The organism is Streptomyces sp. NPDC048411 (genome assembly GCF_040704695.1).
GTDB lineage: Bacteria > Actinomycetota > Actinomycetes > Streptomycetales > Streptomycetaceae > Streptomyces.
The window spans coordinates 1-21509 of record NZ_JBEZKL010000124.1 but is presented as its reverse complement, the minus strand read 5'-3'; the positions used below and the strand labels follow the sequence as shown (position 1 = coordinate 21509).

Genomic DNA, 21509 nt, shown 5'->3' with positions numbered 1-21509 from the left:
CACTTCAGACCGCGTCACACCAGCCTTCTACCAGCACGGAAGGTGACACGGGGCAGAAAACCGAAAATCTAGATCTCAACCCGGAACAGGCCCTAGCACCGTTCACTGGGCTGAGCCCACGTCAGTTCGCCAAGCTGATCACCGCGCTGCGGAGCGAGCGCGCGGACCCGATACGCAAGGGCCTTCGGCGCCCATTGTTCGACGCCACGGATCCGCCTCCGGGAAGACTCCCTCAAGGCCACACCTTTGCAATATCATCACATTCAATCCACTGATCTCAGGGCCGTACCTCCCCCACGCAGGTCTCAGCTCTGTGCGCGCGAGGAAGCCTTCATGACGCCCTATCAGCCTTCCAGCGACTGGCAGTACGAGATCCCGACGACTGGCAGCAAGCGGCTTCCGCCCGCCGCCCGTTATGTCGAGTCGCTGACGCACCAGGGTTACGGCTTCGAGGCGGCCATAGCCGACCTGGTCGACAACTCCATCGACGCGGGCGCCCGAAACGTCGTCATCAGCTTTCTCCGGGACGAGGACCGCCTCGTCAGCCTGCTCGTCATCGACGACGGATGCGGCATGAACGACGAGGCGCTGGACACCGCGATGACGGTCGGCGGCCGCGAGGGGTACGCCAAGAGCGCACTCGGCCACTTCGGGGCGGGTCTCAAGGCCGCATCGCTCTCGCACGCCGATTCGCTCACCGTCATCAGCCGGACCAAGCGCAGCCCGTCCACCGGCCGCCGCTGGCTGACAGCCCGCGCCCAGGCCGACTTCACGTGCGACGTCGTCGATCCCCGCTACTGCCAGGACCTCGTCGACCGCTACGACGGAATCGTCGAGTGGCACGGCACGATCGTCCGCTGGGACCACGTCCGGGCCTTCGACACGGTGACGACCGGTCAGGCCGACCGGTTCCTCAATGACGCGATCGAGAAGCTGGAGACCCACCTCGGCCTCTATCTGCACCGCTTCCTGGCCCGCGAGGGCTTCAACGTCGACATCGTCGTCGAGGACGTGCGGACCAAGGAGGAGCTCGACCACCGCGGCGTGGAGCCGCTCGACCCGTTCGGCTACCGGGTGCCGGGCCGGGCCGGCTACCCCCGTACGTACACCGCACCGATCGAGGGCGTCGGCGAACTCGCGCTGACCGCGCACGTCTGGCCGCCGAAGTCGCCGCTGGTCAGCTTCCGCGGCATCGGTCCGCTCGCCGAACGCCAGGGCTTCTACATCTACCGCAACGACCGGCTCGTCCAGGCGGGCGGCTGGAACAGCACCCGCAGCGCCGAGGGCCACCTCGCCCTGGCCCGGATCGCCGTGGACCTGCCGACCGAACCGAACGACGTCTTCAGCCTCACGGTGAAGAAGGACGGCGTGACGGTCACGCCCGCCTTCGCCCGCGGTCTCGAACAGGCCACCGACGACAAGGGCTACACGTTCGCCGCGTACCTCCAGGAAGCCGAGACGACGTACCGGGAGGCTGCCCGCCGCTCCACCGAACCGACCCGCAAGGCCGTCATCCCGGCCGGCAAGGGCCTCGACCCGAAACTGAAGCGGGCCCTGCGGGACGAACTGCCGGAACTGGACGGCGAGGACCCGATCACCTTCCGCTGGGACACGCTGCCGTCGGAGGTCTTCTTCGAACTCGACCGGGAGGAGCGGGAGGTCAGGCTCAACAAGGAGTACCGGCTGGCCTTCAACGGAGGCCGCCGCGGCGGTCTGAACGACGCTCCGGTCGTCAAGAGCATGCTCTACCTCATGGTCAACGAGATCTTCCAGAAGGAACGGGTGCGGGCCGTCCACACCGACAACGTGGCGCTGTGGAACAGCGTCCTGGTGACGGCGGCGCGCTGCGAACTCGCGCGCTGAACCACCGAAACCCCCTCCCCCACCCCGCCCCCCGTACGAGGAAGCCGCTCCCGCCATGACCGACCATCTGTTCAACCTGCACGGCGACGTCCTGGCCGCGATGCGGCGCGGTCCCCGGCCGTTCGCCAAGTTCGTCTTCACGCTCTCCGACGCGGAGGAGCCAGCCGACACCGCCCTCGGCCACTTCCGGGACCGGATCGTCGCCGCCGGCCCCGGCGACGAACTCACTGCGCTCTGGCACCGCACCCTGACCGCCTGGGACCTAGTGGAACAGGCCGACTGGTCCACCACCCCGCCCCGCACGGACGCCCGCCGCACTGACACGTACAACCGCCTCGGCTTCGGCGCCGACCTGCGCAAGGCGCTCGACGAGGCGGTCCCGGTGTTCAAGGAGCCAGGCCCCACCGTCATCAGCAAGGAGTTCACGTCGTGGTACTCGCGTGACATCGCGGCCGCCCGCTCCTTCTACTGGAACTCCTACGAGCAACTCCTGCGTCGCAAGCCGAGCTGGTCGGACGCCGCGGTCTCCAGCCTCGACGAGGCTAGCCACGCCGTGGTGGAACGTCTCTCCGACCCCACCCGCACCGAGGCGTACGGCGCCCGGGGCCTGGTCGTGGGCTACGTCCAGTCCGGCAAGACCGCCAACTTCACCGCAGTCACAGCCAAGGCCATCGACGCGGGCTACCGCCTGGTCATCGTCCTCGGCGGCACGCTGAACCTCCTCCGCGGCCAGACCCAACGCCGCCTCGACATGGAGCTGATCGGCCGGGAGAACATCATGCGCGGCGCCGACCCGTCCGACCCTGACGCCCTGATCGGCATCGACTACCAGCACGACGAGGACTGGCCTGAGAAGTTCGTCAGCCACGGCGGACGCCCCTCCGCCCTGGGCGCCTTCGACATCGAGCGCCTCACCACCCGCGACGACGACTACAAGAGCCTGCTGAACGGCATCCGCGCCCTCGAATTCGAGAAGCAGGCCCGAACCCAGCCGCTGTACGCCCCGGCCAACCTGCACCACACGGCCGCGCGCGTGATGGTCGTCAAGAAAAACAAGTCCGTGCTGGCCAAGCTCATCAAGGACCTGAAGAAGATCGGCCCGATCCTCTCCGAGATCCCCGCGCTGATCATCGACGACGAGTCCGACCAGGCGTCGGTCAACACCACGGACCCGAAGAAGTGGGAGGACGGCAAGGTCGCCCGTACGGCCATCAACGGCCAGATCTCCCAACTGCTCGGCCTCCTCCCGCGAGCCCAGTACGTCGGCTACACGGCGACCCCGTTCGCCAATGTCTTCGTTGACCCGGGAGACGGGGAGGACATCTTCCCGCGCGACTTCCTGATCTCGCTGCCGCGCCCGACCGAGTACATGGGCGTCCAGGACTTCCACGACCTGGAGACGGAGGGCACGGCCGAGGAGACACACGTACGCGGCATCTACGACGACACCGGCGACCGCCTCCAGGAAGCCATGGACGCGTTCGTCCTCACGGGCGCGCTGAAGCTGTACCGCGAGGACCACGGCGTCCCCGACGGGCCGTTCCGCCACCACACGATGCTGGTCCACGAGTCCGTACGGATGGCCGAGCACGCCGCCCTCGCGCTGCGCATCAACTCCATGTGGCACCAGGCGGCATACACCGGCCAAGAAGGCCACGCACGCCTCGCGGCCCTTCTGGCCGAAGACTTCCAGCGCTTCGTCGACGACGAACTGCCCACGCCCGCCTCGTACGAGGAGCTGAAGCGGTACGTCTTCGAAGCACGCCGGCTCATCAACTCCGGCGGCGGTCCAGTGATCGTCGTCAACGGCGACACCGAGCGCGACTACGCCCAGCCCGACCTCGACTTCGCCCGCACGCCCCGCGTGTGGAAGATCCTGGTGGGCGGAACCAAACTCTCCCGCGGCTTCACGGTCGAGGGCCTGACGGTAACGTACTACCGCCGCACCACCCAGCAGGCCGACACCCTGATGCAGATGGGCCGCTGGTTCGGCTTCCGCCCCGGCTACCGCGACCTGGTCCGCCTCTACATCGGCCGCGAGGAGCCCCTGGGCAAGTCGAAGACGGTCGACCTGTACGAGGCCTTCGAGGCCATCTGCCGCGATGAGGAAACCTTCCGATCCCAGCTGTCGCACTATGCGGAACTGGTCGACGGCAAACCACAGGTGACCCCTGCTCAGATCCCGCCGCTGGTGTCCCAGCACCTGCCCTGGATCAAGCCGTCCGCCCGCAACAAGATGTTCAACGCGGAGCTGGTGGAGATCCGGTCACCGGGGCAGCCGATCGAACCCGCCTCATACCCCATGGACGCTGCGGCAATCGGCCGCAACACCGAACGCTGGCGGCCGCTTCTCAATTCCTTCGGTAAGGTCCCCATCACCCTCACCAACCCGCCGGACAGCACGAGTTCGCTCGCTCGAAGCTTCTCCGCGCTCACCGCCAGCGTGCCTCACTCGAAGCTCATGGGAGTGCTGACCGGGCTTGAATGGGAGCGGCCAGACCTCTTCCGGCCACACTTGACATACCTCTCGCAGCTCGATGGCAGGCTAGCCAAGGTGGACAACTGGCTGGTCATCGCTCCGCAGCTGTCGCGCGCAGCCCGGATTGAGGCAACCATCCTTGGCTCCTCGCCCTTCTCGCTCGTCCGCCGTAGTCGGCAAGCTGGGAAAACGGCGTTCGGCCGCATCGCGAGCGTCGAGCACCGGGCCGCAGCACTGCGCCTGGTAGACGGAACCGGCATTCCGGGACTTTCTGTCGGCTCAAATACCGGGGTTGCACTGCTCTACCCGGTCGTGGAAGGCCAGAGTGACGCGGAGACGCGCGCCGCCGCGCCCCACGGTGCGGCAGATCCGTCGAGGGTCATCATGGCCTTCACTCTCATTCCGCCAGCATCCGCGATCGGTTCGTCGAAGCGCCTTCTCCGGTTCCAGGCCAAGGACTCCCGGCACGCCAACGACATCTTTGTGACGGCAACTTCTTCCTGACGGGAACCCGGGCTGGGCTCTGGGAGTCAGGACAGGTGAATCACAATCCCACTGCTTCACGCGAAAGAGTGCCAGAGTGACTCTGTTTGAACCTCCGGGGCCTGTGTCCGGCGTCTGCGATGATCCAGAACTGATGCTGGTTCACCAGTACCTGATGAAGCGTGATCCCGACGGGGCCCGTTTCGCTCGCGTGCTGCGTGACACCATCGACCAGCTGCTCAACGGTGAAGCCACAGGCCGGTACGACTGGGCCACCCTCTTCAAGACCGAGAAGACTCACGCCGGAACACTGGTTGAGATCAACCTGCAGCGCGAGTTTGAGTTCGGCGACGGGGTCGACATGGATTACCGCATAGAGGGCGTCGACGTTGACTGCAAGTATTCGCAGAAGTTCGGCTCGTGGATGATTCCACCTGAGGCAGAAGGCCACCTGTGCCTGCTCGTCTGGGCAGATGACTACCAGAGCCGCTGGAGCGCCGGCCTCCTTCGCATCGAGCGGCGATGGCTCAACGGCGGAACCAACCGGGACATGAAGTTCACCGTCAAGGCAGAGCACCGGAACAAGATCACCTGGCTCTGGAAGGACGCGATACTCCCGGAGAACGTCCTGCTTCACCTTGACCCGGCAACTCGGGAGCGCATCCTGATTCCAGGCAAGAAGAAGGGACAGGCCCGTGTCCGCGAGCTGTTCCGTTCCATCCACGGCAAACGGATTGGCCGCGGCGTGGTGCGCACTGCCGCTCAGCAGCTCGACTACATGGCACGCGTACGTGAGGGGAGCAAGGGGCGCGCACGCCCGGCACTTCGCCCTGAGGGCATCATCATCCTGGGCGACTACCAACCCCACCAAGCGGTGGCCAGGGCTCTCGGTGGCCCAGTGCCGGAGGAAGGGGAATTCGTCGCGCACCGCGTCGTTCGCGCCCGGCCTGAACACACTGGTCGCCCGCAGGCCGAGATCGACGGGGAGTTCTGGGTCGTGGCCCAGCCTGGTGACCCTGTGGATACGGCGCCGCAACTGCCAGAGGCCCAGGAGAGCAGGGCTAAGACGTACAACGTCTAAGTCAGCCCGGTAGCACCGCTGCGCTTGAAGACGAGATCATCGCCTTCAGCGCCCGTACGAGGACGAGGAGTTGAGTAGTGGTCGGCCTCGAGGGCGAGTTCCCGTTGATCAGACAGTACCGGGACTGGATCCAGAAGGGCCCGTCTGAGAATGATCCAGACCGGGCTCATTTCTTCACGGACGGAATCGTCGTCCTGGACACGAACGTCCTGCTCAGCCTGTACGAGTACACCCCCGCCGCACGCCAGCAAGTGCTGGAAGCCCTTCGGAACGTGCAGTCGCGGCTGTGGCTCCCGCACCAGGTCGGGCTGGAGTTCGTCCAGAACCGCCATCGCATCATCATCGGCAGGAAAAAGGCCCTGGAAGAAGCTCGTCGGATCCTTAAGAACAAACTCGGAGACGCTAAGACGGCGATCAAGGAAGCGCGGGCACACACCCAGAAAATGTTGATCAAGTACGCGCAGGACACTGAGGCGAGCAGCGAACTTGACGTGCAGATCTCGAATAAAGCCATTGAAGAGCTGCTCAGCGGCTGGAGCCAGACACTCGAAAGCCAGGTGACCAGGCTTTCGGAGTACGACATTTCCATCTCGCCTGGGAGCGAGGGTGACACCGTGCTGTCTCAGGTTGCTGCCTTGTTCGGCAACCAGATCGCGGAGCCGCCGACCCCGGAAGTGACTCGGCAGCGTGTCGAGGAGGCCTCGTCGTACAGGTTCCCCAACCTCATCCCTCCCGGCTTCAAAGATGCGGGGAAAGAGACGGCCCTTTCGTCGTCCGGTGACTTCCTGCTCTGGGAAGAGACCATCGCCCATATGGCAGGCTCGGCAGATCACTCGCATCTGCTCTTCGTCTCTAACGACACGAAGGAAGACTGGTATCAGCCACCGGGCGAAGGCCGTAATACCTCGCGCCCCTGGCCTTCTCTGGCCAACGAGTTGAGGCTGCGTGCGGGAGCTGCGCTGCGCATGGAGACCCCGGGAGACTTCTACCGCGGTGTTAACCGCTTCCTTCATGCGGAAATCGCAGAGGCGACCTACGCAGAGATCGACCGCGCCGCTGTGAACCCCGTCGAGGAAGTGATCACAGAACGGGACGCCGCCAGTACGCAACCCCCATCTGATCTTGTTGCAGCGGCCTTCAACGCGGCCGGCCTGGAAGAGTCCCTGCTGGACGGCATCAGCAATCCGGCTTACCGCCTGCCGTTCCTCTGGTGGCTGATCGGTGCTACCGCGCAGTTGGAGCGGCGTCACCGCTTCGATGACGAACCGGAGGTCTTGGTCGTACCGGCGACTCGCTCGACGGCGCAGCCTGATCCGGGCTGGGTTCCAGGACTCCGTCTCCACCTCGGTGAATGGCCCTACCGGAGCTCATCGTGGATCGCTCCATGGTTCGCCCAGACGGTTAACGATTCTTCTCGTCGCGACAGAAAAATCTTGCAGGGGCTCGCTGCCCAGCAATTGGCCTTCGAGATGACGGATCAGGAAGCCCCTTCATGACGCCCTCATCGGAAATCGGAAGTGACTCTATGAACAGCCAGCATCCTCCAGAGGAAGAGTGGCAGCGGCTGAGACCGGACGCTGAGCACGCCCTGAGGAACCTACTTTCGGAGATCGTGGATCATAAAGACCCCCAGTCGCTGTTCGAGGCATATACGTACGCCAAGGACATCGCCGCGCGTGCCGTACAGTCTCGAATGCTCAGGCATCTCCCTGCCGAGAACCAGCAGTTCAGAGCACTGCACGCGAAGATCCGGCAGGAAATGCGCTCCCGCTACCAGGACACAGTCCCCGCACGTCTCCTCAGCACTCCGTATACCGGAAGGACTCACGAAGGTCTCTTCTCTCTACTTCAGGAGAATCTCACGCAAGCGGTCCCCGCTGCGATGCTGCGTATCGTAACCGGGGACCATGTGCATACGGAGCGGAGGGCACGCGAACTCCGGGAGCTCGGATTTGACCTGGACTGGTATGAGACTGAGGAGATCAGCGTTTACGAGCTCCGCTCACTCGTGCTGGATTTCGACATGATTCCAGCTATCGTGAGAAATAACGTGCGACGAGTAAAGTCGCTCACTAAGGACGAGAAACAACGCATTCTCAAGAACGCGGGCATCCCTGAAAATGGTTAGCGACAGCAGCTGGGAACCCCCGGAGAACTCCTGGGCCTCATCGGCCGCGCGGCGCCGCAACATGCAGGCGATCCGAAGTAGGGACACCAAGCCAGAGCTGCTGGTCCGGAGACTTCTGCACGCCCAGGGTTTGCGGTACCGGGTAGCGGCAAAGCCGCTGCCCGGACTTCGCCGGACGGCAGACATTGTCTTCCGTCCGGCGAAGTTGGCTGTCTTCATCGACGGCTGCTACTGGCACGGCTGCCCTGAGCATTACGTGCCCCCGAAGACGAACTCTGGTTACTGGTCAGACAAAGTCGCCCGCAACATGGTGCGCGACCGGGACACTGACCAGCGCCTCATCGAGGCAGGCTGGACAGTGCTCCGCTTCTGGGAGCACGAATCACCTGACGCCTGCGCCCTCAAGATCGCCGCGACGGTCACCGAGCTCCGCCCGAGCAGGAGCTGACGGGCCCGGGACTGTGAGGGACGCATCACCCCGGCCACCCGCAACTGCGTTGGTTCCCGCCTCAAGCGCAGCAATGATCCGCTCGCCTACAGCCTGAGCGACGGGAGGTGGAAAAGCGTTACCCACCTGCCGGTAGGCCGCGGTCTTCTTCCCGACGAACTTCCACGTCTCCGGGAAGCCCTGAATGATCGCCGCCTGCCTCACCGTGAGCTTGGGGCCCGCCGACGCGAAGAGGTCACGCTCTTTGTCCTTCATCTCTTCCGGGTCGTTCGCTACACCCAGTCCGCAGACCCCTAGATCACGCCAGGCCTTCTTGGCCCGCGTCGGCCCGAGGTCGGCACCGCCATGCTTCTTTGAGCCGCCGACTACTGTCGGAGCCACATCCTTGGATGCATCGGCATACCAACGCTTGAAAGCGGCGTCCGCCCGAGGGTCGTTAACCGCGTCGAATCGAGCCTGCATCGATACTTCAAGGGCCTCAGCAACTGTTTTGACGGGGCCCTCCTCTGGATCCAGCCATGTGAAGTGCTTGGCAAATTTCTCCGTCATCGCCACCAGAATGGCGCGGGGGCGCAGCTGAGGAACGCCATAGTTCTTCGCCTCAAGGACCTTCCAGAAGCACTTGCGGTAGCCCATTTTCTCAAGGTCCCTCAAGATCTGTTCGCGATAGATCTCGAATTTCTGGTCAAGCAGGCCGCGCACATTTTCGATCATCACCGCATTGGGCCGCAGCGCGTCGATCATCTTCAGCATGGTGGGGAACAAGTCTCGTTCGTCGTCCTGCCCGAGCTGCTTCCCAGCGTGGGAGAACGGCGGACAGGGGACACCGCCAGCCAGGAGATCAAGCTTGCCGGCCACCTCTTCGTCACCTGACAGACCGAGATGCGCTCTCAGCGTGGCCTTCAGTTCATCGAGGTCAAGCTTGGTGAGGTCGGCCTCGACAACCTCACAGCCGCCCCACTCCGTGTTGCCCTCGACATTTGCCCTCAGAGTGGCGCAGGCGTTGGCGTCCACCTCGATCAGCACCAGGTGCCTGAACAAAGCGTCGTGCAGCCCCACGGCCTGGCCGCCGGCCCCTGCACAGATCTCCACCGAAGTGAACTTCCGTTCAGTGCTGGTCATGCACCCTCCTTACAAACTCGCACGGCGGACACTCTTTGCAATCCGCCCTCACAGAGGGTGACAGACCCCACTGACAACGCTTCGCCCAATTGTGCGGCACGGCGCCTGATGCCCAGAACGCCACTCGTGACACCGCGAACGCCCATACGATATTGCGTATGCGTAGCCCTGCTTGGACCTGGGATGAGTTGCTGCTGATCTGCTCGCGTGTCGTCGGCAACGACTGGCGGCAGCTGCGGGCGTACCAGCAGGTCACAGGGGAACTCGCCGATCTGCTGCGCTCCCTCCCCCTCCACGGGGGTGCCGCGCACGAACTTCCCGAGTTCCGTTCGGCTACGAGCGTGAGCCGCAAGAGCGCTGACTTGATCACGAGCCGCCCCGGGTACACCGGGCCCGCAACCCGAGGCGGGCACCTCACCAGACTCGTCGCTGAGGCTTTCACCACACACGAGGCGGAGATGATGGCGGCAGCCCGCGCCATCGAGGCAGGTATCGGTTCGGGTGATCTCGCGGAGATCCCCGCACAACCTGACGAGGTTAGCGACGACGGCACCACCGCATTGGAGGGTCGGCTTCTTGCCCGCTGGGCGCTCTTCCGCGAACGCAACCCTGCACTCCGGAGGCAGAAGATCGCCGAGGCTGTCCGGCTCGGTCTGCCCATCCAGTGCGAGGTGTGTCACTTCCGCTTCCGTGAGGTGTATGGCGCCCTCGGCGGGGACTACATAGAGGTGCACCACGTACTCCCTCTCCACATCTCCGGGCCGCGTGAGACCAGGGTGGAAGATCTAGCTTTCCTGTGTGCCAATTGCCACCGCATGTGCCACAGGAGCCACGGCGGCGCATCATGGCGCACTCCCGCAGCCCTGCGGGCCGAAATTGCCCAGCCCAGGCCCGGCTCCTGACCAGACACCGCCCCAACCTGGGACATCACGCGACAGCCTCCAGATCGGCTTCGTAACGCTGCTGCGCGCGGTCAAGGACGTCATCGGGGTCACAGCCCTGGGCGCCCAGCCAGTGGAGTAGATCCACAATCAATGTGGCCACTCCCTCTTCTTGCGCCTGCGGATGGCTGAGGAGCGGCACACCGGCCGCCCCGGTCAGCTCCCGGTACCCACTGAGAACCAGGCTGGCGCGCCGGACTCGTACACACTCAGCATCCTCAGAGCGAAGCAAATCACACCAGACCGCCTTCCCCGACGCGGTAACACGAGTACCCCAGTCACGCGCCATTGCAGCCAGCAGGTGAAGACCGCGACCGCACTCCGAGGTGCATCCGACCTCAGCAAGGGACGGCACCTGGTAACTCGCGTCATGGACCTCTACACGGACCACATCGGCGCGAAACTCGAGGACGAGGGCTGCAGCACTTCCCACACCTACGTGCTTGACCACGTTCGTCGCGAGTTCGGTCACTACGAGTTCAGCCTCACTCGCAAGGCTGGCCAGCCCCCAGGGGCGCAGCTCCGCCCGCACGGCTCGCCGGAGTCCGCGTATGGCCTCAGGGGACGCCTTGAACGGAAGCACATATTGGTGCGGAGTCTGAGCGTTGCTGCGACTTGTCATGTCGGTACTCCCTCCTCGGCCACGCCGAGTCCGCCGTATCCATACGACTGCACTGCGTAGCGCCTGGATGCGAGTATGACATCGAGACGTTCCACTGTGTAACTTCTCAAGACTCTCTATCGAGTGAATCTGGTAGTGCAGCAACTCGACGGCGATCTAGCCTCGTTGGGCCGCGGCAGCCAGCTTCCGGCGCCACTGGAAGGGATCCACATGTCAGCGAGGGCCACCACCCGCCGACGCCACCTCGGCGCAACAATGCGCAAGCTGCGCGCCCGCACAGGAATGACCCTGGAGGAAGCCGGCCATCTCGTCGGCGTATCCAAGGCGACTGTCAGCAGGTACGAGGCGACCGAGGGGCCAGTCAAGTGGCTGGTGATCGATGCTCTCTGCCGCGAGTACGGAGCAAGTGATGCCGAACGCACGGCAATTGTTGCTCTGGCCAAGGAAGCAAAGCAGCAGGGCTGGTGGAGCTCCTTCGCTGATCACATCCCCGAGACGATGAACCTGATGCTCACCCTCGAAGACGAGGCCGTACGTGAGGACCACTTCTCGTGCGTGTACGTGCCTGGCCTGCTTCAGACACGTCGCTACACCACGGCGCTCCAGCAGGCCAACGAGATGCGCCGCTCACCCGAGGAGATCGAACGCCTTGTGGACATCCGCATGCGGCGTCAGGAAATTCTCGCCCGCCCCAAGGCTCCGCACCTCTGGGCAGTCCTCGATGAATCCGTCGTCCGCCGGGTGATGGGCTCCCCCGAGATCATGGACGAACAGCTCAGCCACCTGCTCGCGGCCAGCGAGTCGGAGAACGTCACACTGCAGGTTCTTCCGTTCTCGCGGGGTGCCCACGGTGCTGCTCTCGGCAGCTTCATCATCCTGGGTGGCCCTGAGCCATCTCTGGATGTTGTCTACGTCGACCTCCACGTCGGCTCCGTCTTCATGGAGAAGGAGGCGGAATTGGATCGCTATCGACTTGCGTTCGAATATCTGCGCGCACAAGCGTTGGACATCGATGCATCACGGAAGCTGATCAGCCGCGCCAAGGAGGGCCTGAGAGATGCCAAGAACAGTCATTGAGATCGCGGACTCCGCCTGGTTCAAGTCGTCGTACAGCGGAGCCAATGAGACCGAGTGCGTAGAGGCGGCCTTCACCACAGGCCACACGGCCGTACGCGACAGCAAGCGGCCTCACGAACGTCGTCTCCAAGTGCGCTCGGAGACCTGGACCAGCTTCATAGGCGCTGTGCAAAACGGACAGTTCAGCTGAGCCGACGGGCGAATCCCTGCTGCAACGGACGTTGCAGCAGGGGTCTCCGCTCCATGGCTACTGGGCCGCGAACCGATCCAGCAACACAGTGACCCGGGACGGCACACGCTCCAGCAGGAAGTCGTCGACGAAGACGACCGACCCCACGTCCCATCCCTGCTGTGCGATGTCATCACCGACCTTGGTGATCCGTTCGCTCTCCAGTGCCTTCCCCACCATCTCGAAGGGGCTCTTCACCGCGACCACGACAGTCTCATCGAAGATCACCACGGGGTGACTGTCGAGTTCCATCACGGGCCCTGCGTCCTCTGTATCCGCAGACCAGTTGCTCAGCAGAGTGCGTGCGTTCTCGCGGTCCACGTCCAGCTTTCGGCCCTGCATAACCTCCAGCAGATCGGCAGCCAGCCGCCAGTCCAGGAGCGGGTGGTAAGCCATGTTCGTGTAATCACGCAGACACTCGTAGCAAGAGCCCCGGCATTCTGCTCCGTGCCGACCAGCCCGGAACTCGGTGAGCAGCATCTGCGTGGCCTGCATCAACTCGTCAAAGACATCAGGCTCTGCCAGGTGGGTGCAGTATCCGGCGCCATTGTCGAGCGTGTCAGAGAGGAAAGCGAACACTCTGGCTCCGACATCCCTCGTCACAGCGCCATGGATCCCTGCGGCAATCTCCCCGGGCTGGATATCGAGCAGCGCCCCGGCAGACTTACGCAACAGGGCGGCCAAGGAGTACCACGCTGCTTTGCGGCCCGTGCGGTCGTCAGGGAATCCAGTGGCCTGCGGTACGGGTGACAAATCCAGCCGGTATCCGAGGTCGCGAATGACAGGCTCGCGCGGGCCGAAAAGAAACAGGTCAGTCCGCTGCGTAGCGCCGAGTGCGACACTAACCGTCTGGTCCGCCTGCACCTTGATCAGTGGCGACTGCTCGATCGCGCTGAGTTCAGCGAAACCGCCGGACCACACGTTGGTGGAGAGCACAGGGGCGAACTTGAAGAGGTTGCCCCCATTGTCGTTCACCGCGTACCTACGGCCCTTGCCAGCGTGCACGGCAATACTCGCTGGGCCTACCGCGCGCTCCCGCGCTTCGGTCTCCAGGTTTGATCCAGTCCGGGGTGAGAGCGAACGGGCCCGCCAGGAGAAGTTACCGTCAAAGTCACGCTTGTACGGAGCCTTGGAAGGTGCGAAGAAACCTTCGGGTTCCCGGAGTTCGACGTGCGTGTACATACCGCCGCCACAAGTGCAGGCGGGGCAGAGCAGTGGCTCGTCGCTCTCCGTCGGGGTGACTCCTTCTTCCACGTGCGAGCATGCCCGGCAGATCCCAATATTCCGAGCGGGACCCAGCGGATCCCGGACTGCCTGGGCTTCGAAACCCGCCGGCCGGTAGTTGGCGACGCCAACTGCCGTGTAGACCGCTCCATCCTTTACCGTCTCCGCACCGGGTGCGAACTGCGAGACGGCGATGGGCAGTCCGCGGTCAACTACGCCAGCAGGCGGCCAGGGATAGGCACTGCCCGGCTTGCGTGTGTAGAGGTATCGGACGCTAGTCGGGAAGCCAAACATGGGCAGCAGACCCTCTTCGGCCAGCCGCTGGCTGAGATCTCCATGACCATGGGGAGCGGCGGCGACATCGTCGATCACGCCGATAAGGCTGCTCAGGACCCAGCGGACCGCCTGCTCCGCCTGTTCAGGATCCTGTGTGTGTGCAGCAAGCGCGGCGGCGACTCCGGCGATCTCCTCGCGGCTCCGGTCAATCCATCCGCTGATGGGCTGCCGTACACGCTTCCAGTCAGTAACCGTTCCGAACTGCCCGTGCACATTACGAGTGGGGTCAAGCTCCTCCCCGTCGAGTGCGGCGCCGCCAGCCGCTTTGAAGGCCCGGCGGAGGACTTCCGCGGCAAGGACGCGCTGATAGATATCGCGCATATCCGTCGAGAGATACGGCCTGGGTGTCTCGTCGTTGGTAATCCGCTCGGGCGCCTGGAAGTAGTGCTCATCGTGGCTACGGCCCCGGCACACTGTCAGTGCCAGCGCCACAGGCGCGTTACGACGACCCGCCCGGCCCACGCGCTGTTGGTAGTTAAACCGGGTTGGGGGCATGTTGGCCATGAGCACGACGGCCAGCGAGCCGATGTCTACCCCTGCCTCCATAGTTGTTGTGACGGAGAGAACGTCGACGCTGTCGGGTCCCTTGATCTCTGTTCCCTCAAGGAAGATGTCCTGGAAGCGTGCCTGCCGCGCCTGAGCATCGAGACGGTCCGTCTGACCGGTCAGCTCCGCGCAATGTAGACGGAAGTGGCCCTTCCCCTCAGCTGCCTGCCAGGCGTAATAGTCGTCGTCTGCCTGGATCACTGGCGCGGGTTCGACAGGCAGCTGACGCCCGCACTTGGGCTTGGTACAGACACCAGACCCCCGGTGCAGGTGCCTGCGCTTGCACTTCGCGCAGACCCACATATGCGCGCCTGCGGGACGGAGGCTGACCTTCTCCGGGTTGATGCAGTAGTTAAGCACGGCGTCGCCCCAGGCTCTCTCGGCCCGGTTTCGTACGTCGTCAGGATCCTGGCCTGTGTGCGCGGCCACCGAGCTCCAGAAAGACCGCAGGGGAGCAGGTGGTTCAGTCAGGCCGGAGCGCAGTTCCTGGAAGCGCCGCAGATGACCGAGTACCCGCAAGCTGGCCCGCACTAGCGCGGTATCTGACCCGGGATCGGCGTCAATCGGTGAGGTGTCCGACGCGAGGCTCAGCCAGCCAAGCCCCAGTGACTCGAAGTCCCGGCCGGCGCTGCCGAAGAGACCGCTCAGCATCTCTCCGCGCAGCGACTCCTGGATGCTCTTCAGGAGAACATCCTGTCGCTCCTCAAGGCCCAACCGGGGTACGACTGGCTCCCTGCTCCAGTCGTAGAGGGACGCCCAAGCCAGGTCAGGCGCGCCTTTTTGCCATGCCACCCGCCCCAGGCTCTCCTTGGGGCCTCCTGGGTTCACACCTAGCGCAAGGAGAGCCTCCTCTATGTCGGCGGAGTGAGCCTTCAGGCTGGGGAACTTACCCAGATGGGCGAGGAGTTCCGCTTCGCGGACCGGATCCGGTGGGCCGTAGATGGGGTCTGCCCTCCAGATCTCACTGAGCTCCACCACGGCAGCTTTGTCGCACGACCGCATTCGAGCGAGCGCCTCGGCTGCCAGCTCCATATCGACCGGCCCCTCGCGCTTGAAGTACCTGCGCACAAGCGCCGCGTCGGCAGCGGGGTTGCCCTGCCCGCTCACTTGCTTAGCAAGCAGAAGCCTGAGGAGGTCCTGGTAGTGGCGGAGGCTGAGGCCGGCAGCAATCTTGGCAGCATCCTGGCGACTGTCGGAGAAGACGACCGCCTTCTTCTTGTCCAGCGCAGACAGCACGCTGGTCGTGAGTACCTGGTTGACCTTCTCGAAACCAGTACGCATAGACCGCACGGGCGTCCTCATCCGGCGTCTGTCGCGCAGGCTCAGCGCATTGGCCTTGATCCTTGGCGTTTCCCAGTCATCGCCGCAGGCTGGGCATTGTGTCGGAGCTGCGGGCAGCTGCTCGAGGCTGAGGGCCTTCTTCTTCTGAGGAACCGCAGTATGGAATGACCAGCCAGTCGCTTCACTCCGGTCGCGAACGTTTTCCAGATATCCTGTCCGGGGGCTGAACTTGCTGCGCTTGAACTTGAACTCGGCACTCTGTGTCCCGTTATCCGACGACCTCGTCCAGGCGAAGCCCGTCGCATCGATCAGGGGCTCCTGCGTGCGCGGCCAGTACACGATGTAGTTCGCTGCACTTGCGCCGAGTGATGTGCCCTCAGCTTGCGCCTCCAGGTCGGGAAGGTCAGGCAGCAGCCCGCCGTTAAAGCTCCTGGCAGTGATTGCCGAAGTCGGGGCGTAACCACCCAGCATGACGTCGCCGCAGTTCTGGCAGTAGAGGAGCTCAAGAACGCGGGCGGTGCAGCTGCTGCACCGGGAGGTCGGTCGCGCGAAGAGCTTGCCCACTGTCCTGTCGTCGCCCTCCGTCCGCTCTACGCCAGAGCAGTCCGGGTCTGAGCACGCCCAGATCCCTGGAATGTTGCGGAAGAAGAGGTGCCCGCGGAGCTTGGGGAGCGGGCCTGTCAGCCTTTCATCTGCGGTCCGCAGAGCCGTCATCAAACCACGGAACGGGGCTGTCCTGGACTTCTCATCCACGTCTGGGAAGAGAAGCCCAGCCGCATCGCTGTCAAGCCGCGCGATGAGGTTCCCGCGGTCATGAAGAGCCGTTACGAGAGCCCGGTGTGCTCCCGTCTCACTGAGTACCTGTGATGAGTCGACCGCGGTAGGAGAATCCCCGACTCTGCTCAGAGCTTCCGCATGCATGGAGATATCAGCATTCTCGGCCATTGGGAGATCCAGCTCACCTCCCAGCAACTCGAAGCGGTCCTGCGGGATACCGAAGAATTCCTCCAGGAATTCACCGTCCCGCCGCGGGTCCAGTGACGCCGAAGCTGCGAGGACTCTGAACTGCTCCGGCCGCTGATCAAGCCGCAGCCGACTGCGCAGATTGCGCAGGAGGTAGGCGACCTCCGTACCGGCCGTGCCGCGGTACATGTGCAGCTCGTCGATAATCAGCGTGAACTTCGCCGCAGGATCATCCTCCAGCCACTTCCTGGTCTGCTCAAAGATCGCATCCTCTTCGGGCCTCTGAAGCATGATGTTCAGCATCGAGTAGTTAGTGATCATGATGTCCGGCGGGGCATCGATCATGTCCCATCGCGACCGCATCTCAGCGCCATCGACACGGGGGACAAAATACTGTTCGTCACCTTCGCCTGCGATCTGCCTGGCGCGGTCTGACCGCTTCTCGGTCTCCTGCAGCAGAGTGCGGAGCTTCTTCACCGCTTGCCTATTGCTGCGTTCCCCCGTAACAGGGGTGGCCCCTGTGTACCGGCCGAAATAGAAGCGATGACCATTGCGGTACTTGTCGGACCAGCGGCGTGCCGCGTCGCTGTCGAGCGCCTTACGCAGGCGCATCATCTGGTCATCGACCAGCGCATTCATGGGGTAAAGGACCATGGCGCGCACTGCCGCCCTGTGTCCCGTCTCACCACGTCGCTGCGGAACGTGCGAGCCGTCCTGACCAGACCACCATTTGCCTAGGCTCGCCGGCGTCCCGCCTACCCATGCTTCCGACTCCCGTACAAGCTCGGCCAGGACTGGTGCCATGAACGCTTCCGTCTTGCCAGAACCCGTCCCGGCAGTGATGACGACATCCTTGCCGTCCCGAACCGCGGCCACGAGAGCCTGGTGCTGATGGGAGTGCATCTTTTCGATGCCTTCCATAAGCCCGGCGCTGATCAGCTCAGCCAGCTCGCTAGGTGCCCCCGCCGCAGCTACCGACCCAGCAATGTCCATTCCCGATGTCCTGTACTGTGGACGGACCTCGATCAGCGGCCTGCGCCAGGCTCCGCCGTCTTCGTCAAGGAGCGCCCGACGCTCCTCCATAAGCTTCTGGTTCGCCAGCCCGAATGGAGTGTCGTAGTAGCGGAATAGCGCCTCCCGCAGCTTCTCGAACGACTCGTTGATATCGAGAGAGTTATCGTCCCCGAGCACCTGCACAACCTTCCTCAGTCTTCTCTGTCGCCGAGCTCTTGATTAAGCGATCTGGCAATGCATTCGGCGACAGCCCGAGGAACATTGCAGTAGTTGACCGTGCCATAGTTCCGGCCAAATTCAGGCGGCAGCGCAGTGCACATCACGGCGATGCGCCGCTGAAGGTCCGGGAGCGGTTTACCCCAGTCGACAATAAGTCGGCCGACGCGCTCCCGGCCTCTCCCTGCCTCCTGGAACCAACGAAGGTTCTTTCGGGGCCCAATCCCCTGCCGGTCCAGCTCGAGGTAGGCCCCGCGCTCCTGGGATACCGCGTACCAGGAACCCTCTCTGAGGATCTGGCACACCAGGCTGCGGTCGGCACGCCTGAAGCGATAGAGCCCCTCTCGTTCCCAGTGGTACGCGGGCACGAACGTCGGCCGCTCCAGCCCCAAGTCGTACATCTCGACTGCGGTGCCGGATGCCGGAGGTGCCGCAAGCGGTCCAGGCTCAAGCGGGGGAAGCCAGCGAGCGGCCTGAATGGCGAAACAGTCAGAGTGCACGACTCCCATTCCAGCAGCCGTACTGACAAGCTCCCTTGAGTTTTCGTACTGCAGCAGCCAGGTGTCCGGCACCGGAATATCGGTCTCAGGGAGTGAACTGGGCACCCGGATCAGCGCAATGTCCTCCGCTTCCGCCTGAGCAACCCTCTCCTCGAACCTGGCCGTGCGGCTTCCCACCAACGCGGCAAGTCCGTCGGCTGACGGCAGCCGTGTGAGTACGCCGGGAGCGGCGCTCCAGAAGCCGGACTGCCAGTCCACATCGAGATGCCCAAGCGACTGGCAGTCCCTGATCCACCGGCCCGCCGCACCGTGCGAGACAGGCAGGTTCTCGCTTCGGGCCAACCATGTAGCGCCACGCTTCAGGTCAGTCAGTCTTCCCGCTCCCAACTCGCTGGCCCAGCGCAGCAGCAGCCCTCCAACATCGGCATTCGGCTGTGTCACCGCAGCACCTTCCTCGCAGCGTCGATATAGGCGTGCCATGCCGGTCCGGTTCCATATGTGTCAACGGCCAGTACTGTCTCCGCCCACTTCGTGTCCTCTGTGCCAGGTTCCGGTGCGGGTATCTGCTCGCCACCGTGCTGCAGGCTCTTCGCGGTCGTCCGGCGCGCAGAGCGCTGGACCGCCCAGACAAATCCCTCGGGAATGGGCACCTCGGCGCGGTAGCCGAAGGCCTCGTCCGGCAGACGCTTTGCCCAATCCGGAATGTCCGGTAGATCTAGCGCGAGCAGCTCGCCCTTCGCGCCAAGGAGCACAATCTCCTGCACCTGCCGCAAGAAGGTCATCGACTCTGGCACCACCGTGCGTTCAGGTGCCTTTGCGCCCCGGATCGCGGGTATCTCGGAGCTCGCTCTCGTCGCCTCAGGTTTCGCGTAGACACCACAATGGTGCCCGAGGCTTCCAGTACCGGGCGCCTGGCCTTCACACAACGCGGACGAGACAGTGAACGTTGCCTGCCCCGTATCCAGCGTCCTCAAGTGATATGTACCGTCAGAGAAGGGCAGTCGCCGCGCCGGGAAGGGTCTGAGCACCTGTTTCAGAGGAAAATCATGAGGAGGAGAGGGGCGGCCTTCTCCGTCTGTCAGCGTGACCCGAAGGGTCACTTCACCCTGGGCGAGGTCACGTGGCAGCAGCCAGTCAGGGACCCCGCCCTGGAGATAGTGGTGTTGTCCGAGATCCCTGCCAATCCGAAGTCCTCCTGCGAACCGGATTCCGCGACGCGTCGATGGGATGAAGTGCTCCGCGTACTCCGCGTTCCCATTGAGCAGGTTTGCCGGCGACACCTCGGCAGAGAGGTCAACGTTCTTCAACAGGGTCCAGCCAGGCAGAGGCGCATTGCTCTCTGCGAGCCGACTGCCATCAGCAATTTTCTGCAGAACAGATCGAATGCTGCTAAGAGCATGGTTCGGAACCATTATGTGATGGGGTTCGCCCGGGCTGAATGTGCCTACGCTGAGGAAATCCCCACTGTACTCATCCTCCCTGAAGAAGACGAACGGCTTAGGCGTCCAGGTCAAGTAAAGGTCATCACCTTCGAGTACCAGCCCGTCTATCAGCTGGCGAGCGGATACTTCAAGCTCTCTCAGCCCTTCGTAGAGGCCGCCATAGGGATTCGCTACCTCGTAGGATTCTCCCGAAGGATCGTGCCGCACCGTGGCCCCTGCTATACCCCGAGCTTCCTCGGCAATCCATTTCAGCCCTCGCCCTCGCCGTGTCAGTAACAGCCGGAGCGCGGATGCGGCGCGGGCCTGCTGCCTCGACTCGTAAAGCGTGCCATCCCAGTGCTCGACGAGAAGCTCCAGCAAGTTAGACACGATGGCGCGCTTCTCATCTGCTTCGCGGCCTCTACCGTGCAGCACGTTCAGCAACGGAGCGGAGAGCCCGTTAGGGTTCGAAGAAGTCCATAGTCGGAGACGCCTGACGATCTCTGGGCCCGGGTACTCCTCGGGGTGCCCAGGCGTTACATCTGTCGCCGCGAAGAAGGCGGTAAGGATCCGCCGGTCCTGCTCCCGCAATAGAGCCTGGGAAATCGAATAGCCGATCCGGGTGAAGCGGCTGTCCGCAGAGATTGTGCTGTATCCATGCTTGCCGCCTTGCGACTCCAGCCAGGCGTCGAGGTCCCGCCACATACTCGCTACTGGCTGGAAATGGGACCGCAGATTGGCCCGCGCAAAGTCGCCCACCCCGAACACTTCGGCCAGACGCTGGTAGTAGTTGGAGGACGAGATGTCGCCCTCGGATGCCATCTTGGAGGCTGCCAGCACGCTCACGGCCAGCATAGGCAGGCTCGGTGGCGCGTGACGCTGATCTCCGTACGCCCACTGTCGGCACCGCATCGAGAGCCAGCCGAACATCTCGGCCGGCCGGTCCCAGTGCAACTGCTCGCTGACTGCGGCGGAGAGCCCTACCAGTAGGCCGTTCGCTTGCCGGAGCGTTCTCTCGGCGCCAGCATCCACGTAGAACACCGTGGCACGACCAGCCATCTGAGGCCCGAAGAAGTTGCGTTCCAGCACACGTTGCCACTGGTCATACGCCGATTCCTGTGTCACTTCAGACACTCTCACTTACTGCCTGACAATCACATACGATTCGGACGGAGTTGCGTTCCCCGGGCGCACGGCAGATTCTGACCGAAGCCCGCCGAGGCTACCCATAGGTGCACACGGTCATCATCTGCCATATGTTCCCCTCTGGATACCCGATCGGGCGAATGTGGTTATTTGGATGATGTACTGTCAGTCAACGCCCTACGACGGCTGAGTCCCAGCAGCCAAGCCTCAGCCCCTAACCACCCTCTAGGCGTACTGACCCGTGAGGTTAGGGACGCGGCTTGCGGGTGGTTGGCCCTTGAGCGCGGTGTGTCTGCGGTGGTGATTGTAGGTGTGCAGCCAGGCGGGGTATGCCTCGCGTCGCTCGGCTTCGCTCCGGTAGGGCTGTGCGTAGGCCCATTCGTCGAGGA

At 63.8% G+C, this 21509-nt stretch carries 15 protein-coding genes and 1 pseudogene; 10 read left to right on the top strand and 6 right to left on the bottom strand.

The window, feature by feature from the left end; all coding sequences use genetic code 11:
- Positions 1 to 110: 110 nt before the first annotated feature.
- The 7 genes and pseudogenes from AB0915_RS30940 to AB0915_RS30910 form a co-directional block, all read left to right on the top strand.
- A pseudogene (locus tag AB0915_RS30940) lies at positions 111 to 194 on the top strand (IS5/IS1182 family transposase); the annotation flags it as partial.
- Positions 195 to 333: 139 nt separating this feature from the next.
- Positions 334 to 1863, top strand: coding sequence for an ATP-binding protein (locus AB0915_RS30935; RefSeq protein ID WP_366694234.1), 1530 nt, complete (start codon positions 334 to 336; stop codon positions 1861 to 1863).
- A 55-nt stretch (positions 1864 to 1918) separates the two neighbouring features.
- The gene (locus AB0915_RS30930) at positions 1919 to 4846 is read left to right on the top strand and encodes a Z1 domain-containing protein (protein ID WP_366694233.1); all 2928 of its coding nucleotides are present in this window, start codon (positions 1919 to 1921) and stop codon (positions 4844 to 4846) included.
- Between the two features lie 76 nt (positions 4847 to 4922).
- Entirely contained in the window at positions 4923 to 5906 is a 984-nt protein-coding gene (locus tag AB0915_RS30925; RefSeq protein WP_366694232.1) for a NaeI family type II restriction endonuclease, read from the top strand.
- A 77-nt stretch (positions 5907 to 5983) separates the two neighbouring features.
- Positions 5984 to 7402, top strand: coding sequence for a PIN-like domain-containing protein (locus AB0915_RS30920; protein WP_366694231.1), 1419 nt, complete (start codon positions 5984 to 5986; stop codon positions 7400 to 7402).
- A complete protein-coding gene (locus AB0915_RS30915; protein WP_366694230.1) occupies positions 7399 to 8034 on the top strand; it encodes a hypothetical protein in 636 nt (211 codons plus the stop codon). The genes AB0915_RS30920 and AB0915_RS30915 overlap by 4 nt, the downstream gene beginning before the upstream one ends.
- A complete protein-coding gene (locus AB0915_RS30910) occupies positions 8027 to 8482 on the top strand; it encodes a very short patch repair endonuclease (protein WP_366694229.1) in 456 nt (151 codons plus the stop codon). The genes AB0915_RS30915 and AB0915_RS30910 overlap by 8 nt, the downstream gene beginning before the upstream one ends.
- On the opposite strand, the gene dcm is transcribed toward AB0915_RS30910, so the two are convergent.
- Positions 8417 to 9604, bottom strand: a complete 1188-nt coding sequence (gene dcm / locus AB0915_RS30905) for a DNA (cytosine-5-)-methyltransferase (protein ID WP_366694228.1) — start codon at positions 9602 to 9604, stop codon at positions 8417 to 8419. The two genes, AB0915_RS30910 and dcm, sit on opposite strands and share 66 nt — an antisense overlap.
- A gap of 158 nt (positions 9605 to 9762) precedes the next feature.
- On the opposite strand from dcm, the gene AB0915_RS30900 reads away from it, so the two are divergent.
- Positions 9763 to 10506, top strand: a complete 744-nt coding sequence (locus tag AB0915_RS30900) for an HNH endonuclease (RefSeq protein WP_366694227.1) — start codon at positions 9763 to 9765, stop codon at positions 10504 to 10506.
- Positions 10507 to 10531: 25 nt separating this feature from the next.
- On the opposite strand, the gene AB0915_RS30895 is transcribed toward AB0915_RS30900, so the two are convergent.
- Positions 10532 to 11167, bottom strand: a complete 636-nt coding sequence (locus AB0915_RS30895; protein ID WP_366694226.1) for an ATP-binding protein — start codon at positions 11165 to 11167, stop codon at positions 10532 to 10534.
- A 210-nt stretch (positions 11168 to 11377) separates the two neighbouring features.
- Between AB0915_RS30895 and AB0915_RS30890 the strand changes: the two genes are divergently transcribed.
- A complete protein-coding gene (locus AB0915_RS30890; RefSeq protein ID WP_366694236.1) occupies positions 11378 to 12244 on the top strand; it encodes a helix-turn-helix transcriptional regulator in 867 nt (288 codons plus the stop codon).
- Positions 12225 to 12434, top strand: a complete 210-nt coding sequence (locus AB0915_RS30885) for a DUF397 domain-containing protein (protein WP_366694225.1) — start codon at positions 12225 to 12227, stop codon at positions 12432 to 12434. Before AB0915_RS30890 ends, AB0915_RS30885 begins: the two co-directional genes overlap by 20 nt.
- A gap of 57 nt (positions 12435 to 12491) precedes the next feature.
- On the opposite strand, the gene AB0915_RS30880 is transcribed toward AB0915_RS30885, so the two are convergent.
- From AB0915_RS30880 to AB0915_RS30865, 4 genes are all read right to left on the bottom strand, one after another.
- On the bottom strand, positions 12492 to 18014 hold the full coding sequence (locus tag AB0915_RS30880; RefSeq protein WP_366694224.1) for a DEAD/DEAH box helicase: 5523 nt from the start codon (positions 18012 to 18014) through the stop codon (positions 12492 to 12494).
- A 14-nt stretch (positions 18015 to 18028) separates the two neighbouring features.
- A complete protein-coding gene (locus AB0915_RS30875; protein WP_366694223.1) occupies positions 18029 to 18994 on the bottom strand; it encodes a hypothetical protein in 966 nt (321 codons plus the stop codon).
- On the bottom strand, positions 18991 to 21099 hold the full coding sequence (locus AB0915_RS30870; RefSeq protein WP_366694222.1) for a hypothetical protein: 2109 nt from the start codon (positions 21097 to 21099) through the stop codon (positions 18991 to 18993). The genes AB0915_RS30875 and AB0915_RS30870 overlap by 4 nt, the downstream gene beginning before the upstream one ends.
- Positions 21100 to 21345: 246 nt before the next feature.
- Positions 21346 to 21509, bottom strand: a 164-nt coding sequence (locus AB0915_RS30865) for an integrase core domain-containing protein (protein WP_366694235.1), incomplete at its 5' end; no start/stop codon positions are given.